3 protein-coding genes and 4 pseudogenes are annotated in these 3584 nt (G+C 51.9%); 4 read left to right on the top strand and 3 right to left on the bottom strand.

All coding sequences use genetic code 11. The features are described 5' to 3' along the window. The 4 genes and pseudogenes from MOMUL_RS15025 to MOMUL_RS17120 all read left to right on the top strand — a co-directional run. Positions 1–335 (top strand): DUF1670 domain-containing protein (locus MOMUL_RS15025; protein WP_153018415.1); only part of this gene is annotated, 335 nt, incomplete at its 5' end. Between the two features lie 52 nt (positions 336–387). Then, positions 388–942: pseudogene (locus MOMUL_RS15020) on the top strand (FtsK/SpoIIIE domain-containing protein); the annotation flags it as partial. Positions 943–1287: 345 nt separating this feature from the next. Continuing rightward, complete coding sequence (locus MOMUL_RS15010) at positions 1288–1611, top strand: hypothetical protein (RefSeq protein ID WP_062286204.1); 324 nt, start codon at positions 1288–1290, stop codon at positions 1609–1611. Positions 1612–2199: 588 nt separating this feature from the next. Further along, positions 2200–2445, top strand: a complete 246-nt coding sequence (locus tag MOMUL_RS17120) for a hypothetical protein (protein WP_201786542.1) — start codon at positions 2200–2202, stop codon at positions 2443–2445. A gap of 47 nt (positions 2446–2492) precedes the next feature. Here MOMUL_RS17120 and MOMUL_RS16440 read toward each other — a convergent pair. From MOMUL_RS16440 to MOMUL_RS14995, 3 pseudogenes are all read right to left on the bottom strand, one after another. Continuing rightward, positions 2493–2801 (bottom strand): annotated as a pseudogene (locus tag MOMUL_RS16440) (IS66 family transposase); the annotation flags it as partial. A 90-nt stretch (positions 2802–2891) separates the two neighbouring features. Further along, positions 2892–3119: pseudogene (gene tnpA, locus MOMUL_RS17975) on the bottom strand (IS66 family insertion sequence element accessory protein TnpA); the annotation flags it as partial. 90 nt (positions 3120–3209) lie between these two features. Then, a pseudogene (locus MOMUL_RS14995) lies at positions 3210–3584 on the bottom strand (IS66 family transposase); the annotation flags it as partial.

Genomic DNA, 3584 nt, shown 5'->3' with positions numbered 1-3584 from the left:
TCCTGCCCACGGCCGGTACGGTGCTGGATATGGGTCGCACCCTGACCCATAAGGCCCTGGTGGTGGAGATGGCCCTGGAGGGACTAACCACCCAGGAGATTGCCCGGCGGATCTACCACACCCCCGAGGCGGTGGACAACTACCTGCGGTTGTTTGACCGGGTGTTGCTCTTACGCTACTACCACGTACCGGCTTCAGCCATGATGCGGATCACCGGTCACAGCCAAAGCTTGCTGGAGGAGCACCTGGCCCTGGTGGAAAAGCACTTCCCAGATGAGGAGTCACTGGTCAGCTATATTGGTAAAAGGGGTATCAAGTTGGAAAAGAGCAGTTAGGGATTAATGGGGTTATCTTCTATCCACGTCGAAACCAGAGGACTTCAGCTACTTCGAGGGGGTGCCACACCTTGAGACTGGACAGGTCATAGTTGACGCTTCCGAGGCTATCCAACTCCTTCAGAACAGAATAGCTCGAATCCTCGACGAACGGGGACATATTTTGCATGAAGCGAAATGTGATAAAATCCAAGAATACAACCGTCGTCACCCTGACGACAAACTTTACCCTCTTATAGTGATCGTTGACGAGTTTGCTGATCTTGCGGATCAGCTAGGTAGAAACAGTGCGGCCCGCAAAGCGTTCTACGACAACATACGGCGAATCGCTCAGCTTGGTCGCAGTAGAGGTATACACCTAGTTCTTTGCACGCAAAGGCCCAGTGCTGACCTTGTTCCGACAAATATTCGTAGCCTAATGAATTGCCGTGTTGCCCTACGCGTCAACGACGCCACAGCTTCCAGAATGATCCTTGAAGAGCCTGGGGCAGAGCAATTGCAATTGATGGGGGACTTGTTGTTTAAAGACTTGGATACCTTGTACCGGGCTCAAGGGTATTACGTTGAACCAAAGGATGTCGTTGAATTCCTCCGCGGTGTGCAGTAATGTTTTCGTATCCGCGAAGCTCAGACTTTCCTGAGGTTATTGCCTGGATCGACGGCGGGGAGCTACCATGTTCGATCCGGAACGCGAACTTCAGCCCTACCCGATTGCTTAGCATGCAGTCGCGGTTAAGTGCCGCATATAAAGGCCTCATGGCGCTTTTAATGAAGGCCGGAAGCAAGGATTTTCTCAGTGGAGACACTTTGGAAATAGATTGAACGAATTGGCGAGCTGTTGTACGAGTTGGCGGTAAATGACTCAGCCTGTAAACTTGGAATTTGTAATGCCGCTGCAGAATTCCTTAATGATCCGCGAATAAGGAATCCTCGGTCGGTGGACGCACGCCAAATGCTCGGATTGCTCGGACACTGCTTTGGTGCGGCCAGCGACGACCTGCTCCGCCAACTGTTGATCTCCTTCAGTAGAACGATGAAAGGGCCGATTGCAGTTTGCATGGTTGCTCGTCTCGGCGGCAAAGTACCTTATTATAAGAATGCAGATGAGCGACAAGGGAATGAAGCAAAGGTCAGCTTGTCAAGCCAATCTCTCACATTGTCGGAAATAGAGAATCTGATTAATGATGTCTTACTGCCATCAGAGGAATTACACCCCGATTTTTTCAATCTCCTGGAGCTTCGTTTATTGCTGATGACTTACAGCCGGAAAACCTGACGCACTACATCAGTGCTGGACGCTGGGGCGGTTGGTTCAGTGTTATGGCCGAATATTACCATTACGGGAAAATAAACCTCCCTCGGTTGGCGTCTTTAACGCATTGGTGGTGGAGGCCACCAAACGCAGATACTCGTCTTGAGTCGCTTTACCGCAGAATGAGTGCTGTAACGGAGTAAGATCTACCGCCACATCTCCTACAATGCCGAAGCACGTGCAAAGTTCATCTCGGAGTTGCGGGCTCTTGGGAGCTTAAAATACGGTGATGAAGCAATCCGGGTTATGTTGTTGCAACAAGGCAGAACTCTCTGATATGGAGATAGACTCGATGTTCGATCAGCGTTCGGTATAAAGACTTTTGAAGGCTGGGTGGTGTACACGGGCGACCTCCGGCTCCATGGGAAGCATGCCGATCTGACACGACAGTTTATTAGTGAAGCGGCGGCGCTAAAACCTGCAATCCTAATATGCGAGGGTACTCACCCGCAGACTGAAAAGCCCGTCACCGAAGATGAAGTCCTAACCAATTCACTGGAAGCTGTCAAAAAGGCGGACGGCCTCGCAGTTGCCGATTTCGGCCCCCGAAACGTGGAACGGCTGCTGTCGTTCCTAGAAATAGCGGAGGAGACTGATCGCCAGTTGGTGCTCACGCCAAAAGACATTTACCTTTTAGAGGCCCTGCGGGCGGCGGGAGAGCCGGGCGTACCTGATCCCTATGCCGACGAACGAATAATGCTATACGTCCGCCCGAAGGCCGTGCGCCAAAAGTGGGAAGAGGCGCTGTTGGAGCGTTTCAAAGCCCGGGCACCGGAAAGGGTGGTAGATGCTCAGTAAGCGTAAAATAGCCCCCACCTATCACCGAGGTGGGGGCTAGAACAAGCTTAATTATTCATCCGGCAGACAGGAGGCAGAGTTTCCGACCACGGCAGGAGTTGATCCAGGGCGTTTTTATCCTTGAGGTCCAAGTTGGGAAGTTTTTCAAAGAGGTAAATGAGATAGTGAAAGGGATTTAACCCGTTTTCCTTGGCCGTTTCTATGATACTGTAGGTAATGGCGCTGGCTTTAGCACCCCGCGGGGTGTTGGCAAACAACCAGTTCTTGCGGCCAATGACGAAGGGCTTGATGGAGCGCTCGCTGCGGTTGTTGTCGAGTTCCAGACGCCCGTCTTGCAAAAAGGCTACGAGTTTATCCGTAAGCGTAAAATAGCCCCCACCTATCACCGAGGTGGGGGCTATTTTACGCTTGCCTTCGATGCAGGTCTTGCCTATCCTGACCAACAAGGAGTTGCCCTGAACACCAGAAGATGGCTCCCTTATTTCTACCGGCAGCCACCGGTTTGAGTTTCCCGGGTAAACTACGTCCTGGTTCTTATACTTCCGCAGCCAGTACCATAATTGTTTAGGGTTAACGTCTTCATGAGTAGCGCACCATTCTCTGACGCTTTGCCCGCTCTTCTTGTATTCGGCTATCCGGGTTTCCCATAGTGCTTGCCGTTCGGCTTTGGTCATAACAAAAAATCCTCCTCAGCTTGTGTTCTGAAGAGGATTATCCCCTATACTTGCGATTGGTGCCAAGGTGGGTTGTATTTGACGCTTACGTTTATCCCACTGGCCCAGGCAATAGTAAATCGCCTGCCCAAAAGTGCTTTTGGGCAGTACCCGGGATTTTTGGTTTTTAAGCCACGCCAAAAAGGCGTCCAGCACGGGTTTGCTGCGCACCTGGCGGATTTGATAGCGTTCTTCCGGCGTTTTATCTTTCAACTCGCTCTCTATGGCAAAGAGCCGGTTGCAGTACTCCAGCCCCTCCCGGGCGGCTACTGCTTTGTTGCGTTTATCTTCCGGCAGGTCCTTTAAGGCTTCGTCGAACTTGCGCCGGGCATGGGCCCAGCAGCCGACCAGGGTGACATCCGGAAGCTCATTGTAGCCAGCATAGCCGTCAACGTGCAAATAACCCTTAAAACCCGCCAGGAAGCG

This window comes from Moorella mulderi DSM 14980 (genome assembly GCF_001594015.1).
Lineage (GTDB): Bacteria > Bacillota > DSM-521 > Neomoorellales > Neomoorellaceae > Neomoorella > Neomoorella mulderi.
Note: the sequence above shows the minus strand (reverse complement) of the source record. Positions and strands in the feature narration are given on the sequence as shown.